At 57.6% G+C, this 2,602-nt stretch carries 3 protein-coding genes; 1 reads left to right on the forward strand and 2 read right to left on the reverse strand.

Annotated features, from left to right (window positions below; all coding sequences use genetic code 11):
- Positions 1-421 precede the first annotated feature (421 nt).
- On the forward strand, positions 422-955 hold the full coding sequence (gene aadB, locus K7B09_RS12855) for an aminoglycoside nucleotidyltransferase ANT(2'')-Ia (RefSeq protein WP_000381802.1): 534 nt from the start codon (positions 422-424) through the stop codon (positions 953-955).
- A gap of 48 nt (positions 956-1,003) precedes the next feature.
- Here the strand turns inward: aadB and K7B09_RS12860 are convergent, their stop codons facing one another.
- Together K7B09_RS12860 and K7B09_RS12865 are read right to left on the reverse strand one after the other, a co-directional pair.
- Complete coding sequence (locus K7B09_RS12860) at positions 1,004-1,291, reverse strand: hypothetical protein (RefSeq protein ID WP_223629863.1); 288 nt, start codon at positions 1,289-1,291, stop codon at positions 1,004-1,006.
- A gap of 92 nt (positions 1,292-1,383) precedes the next feature.
- Positions 1,384-2,208 (reverse strand): tRNA(His) guanylyltransferase Thg1 family protein, encoded by an 825-nt coding sequence (locus tag K7B09_RS12865; protein ID WP_223629864.1) that lies wholly within the window; start codon positions 2,206-2,208, stop codon positions 1,384-1,386.
- Positions 2,209-2,602: the final 394 nt, after the last annotated feature.

Here is a 2,602-nt window from a genome sequence, read left to right on the forward strand (position 1 = left end):
TACAACCTAACAGTTCGTTCAAGCCGACGCCGCTTCATGGCATCGTGTTATCTTTCGGCGTCCGGCTGCTGTCGCTTCGGTTGCACCTCGTTGCGGTGCGGCTTAACTCAGGTGTTAGGTTTAGCGCGGAATTTTTTGGGGATATGCGGGCTTTGCATTGAATTGCGCTTGATAGGTTTACTGTTTGGTTCAAGTGTGCCCTTGCGTACTTAGCCCACAGCGCGCAGGGGACCTGCGCACCGTGGTGGCGGTAGCATTCCGTAGCTTGCTTCGCGTGTGCACTGGGTCGTCGGGCGCCTACAACCTAACAGTTCGTTCAAGCCGACGCCGCTTCATGGCATCGTGTTATCTTTCGGTTTCCGGCTGCTGTCGCTTCGGTTGCACCTCGTTGCGGCGCGGCTTAACTCAGGTGTTAGGCCGCATGGACACAACGCAGGTCACATTGATACACAAAATTCTAGCTGCGGCAGATGAGCGAAATCTGCCGCTCTGGATCGGTGGGGGCTGGGCGATCGATGCACGGCTAGGGCGTGTAACACGCAAGCACGATGATATTGATCTGACGTTTCCCGGCGAGAGGCGCGGCGAGCTCGAGGCAATAGTTGAAATGCTCGGCGGGCGCGTCATGGAGGAGTTGGACTATGGATTCTTAGCGGAGATCGGGGATGAGTTACTTGACTGCGAACCTGCTTGGTGGGCAGACGAAGCGTATGAAATCGCGGAGGCTCCGCAGGGCTCGTGCCCAGAGGCGGCTGAGGGCGTCATCGCCGGGCGGCCAGTCCGTTGTAACAGCTGGGAGGCGATCATCTGGGATTACTTTTACTATGCCGATGAAGTACCACCAGTGGACTGGCCTACAAAGCACATAGAGTCCTACAGGCTCGCATGCACCTCACTCGGGGCGGAAAAGGTTGAGGTCTTGCGTGCCGCTTTCAGGTCGCGATATGCGGCCTAACAATTCGTCCAAGCCGACGCCGCTTCGCGGCGCGGCTTAACTCAGGTGTTAGACCGCATTGACAGCTTTCCGCAGCCGCTCAATGTCATCCACGCAATCCTCGTCGTTGTCGCTCCAGTCCCACCGCACAACGTCTCGGGCTGCTTTCAGCACGTCGTCCATTGCTCCCGGCGGAGTCCAGCCAAGCTCGATCAGCTTCTTTCGTAGTCCCGCTTCCATCTGCCGCTGTGACACCTCGGCAAACCTCCGGGTAATCTCTCCCGTGAAGTCGATCCACTGCTCTACACCTGTTTCGGTCAACTGAACAATGCTGCAAATGGTCATCTTGTCGTGCATTCGTGTGTCCTCGCTTTGCGGTCTAACAATTCGCTCAACCCGACGCCGCTTCGGGTTGTCTCGCGTGTGACGCGCCAAGACGGCGGCGCGGGTTAGCTCAGGGCGTTAGACCGCTCGGCCAGCATTGGCGCGTCCCCGTCAAAAATCACTTCTTCCCGGTTGGTGACGGTCGCAAGTGGCGGCATATCCAATGCCACACACATTGACCGCTCAACTACCAGTTCAGGATTGGTGCGCGCTTCATGCTTTTGTGGTAGCCGCTCCAATTCATCTGCACTGAACTTGGTTGCAACTGTGCGCCGCTGTACATACGCGCCCCGCTTGAACAGGGCCGGATAGTCGTTCCAGTTGACGCCCTTCTCATGAAGCATGTCGTGCTTCTGCGGACTGTTCTTGCCCATCAGCGCCTTGTGGCTGTAGTAGGCAGAAGCAGCCATGCTCACGCTGTTCTTCGTGGCGTCCCACTCGCGCCAGAGAAACACGTTTGCACCTTCCGCGCGGTTGGGAACTGCCCAAACGCGAGCATCGAATGTGGGCATTCGGTCTGCGTACTGCGGCATCATCGCCAGCACATGCCGAAAGAAAATCAGAGTTGCTTGGGCAGCAAGCTGGCTCGTCATCTTCGCTACGCGGCCATCGAACCATATCTGGCTCTGCGTGGTTCGACTGTGCCATGCAAGCGTGATCTCGTCGCTCTGTGTGTAGCCTATGCAAGCGCCTGTTTCGCGCACCAGCTCCGCCGTCGTTTCAACCATGCAGGACGAAAAGGCAGCGTCGAAAGGTCGATCCATGCCGCGCGTGAAGCTGTGAAAAGCTCGCCCGTCAATGCGCGCTAGAACAGGCAGCATGGGCATGAATCGCCGCCCCGCCTCAGCACTTTCATACATCTTCATTCTGTCGCCCAAGTCGTCTTTCATGTCGCCTCTCGTAGTTAATCGTTCGCGGTCTAACAATTCATTCAAGCCGACCGCGCTTCGTGGCTTGACCGGGGTTTGTGTCAGCCGCAGCGCAGCGGCTTAATTCAGGCGTTAGGTTTAGCGCGGAATTTTTTGGGGATATGCGGGCTTTGCATTGAATTGCGCCTGATAGGTTTACTGTTAGGTTCAAGTGTGCCCTTGCGTACTTGGCCCACAGCGCGCAGGGGACCTGCGCACCGTGGTGGCGGTAGCATTCCGTAGCTTGCTTCGCATGCGCAGTGGGTCGTCGGGCGCCTACAACCTAACAGTTCGTTCAAGCCGACGCCGCTTCATGGCATCGTGTTATCTTTCGGCGTCCGGCTGCTGTCGCTTCGGTTGCACCTCGTTGCGGCGC

Origin of the sequence: Thermomonas beijingensis (assembly GCF_020034655.1) — a bacterium.
GTDB classification, from domain to species: Bacteria; Pseudomonadota; Gammaproteobacteria; order Xanthomonadales; family Xanthomonadaceae; genus Thermomonas; species Thermomonas beijingensis.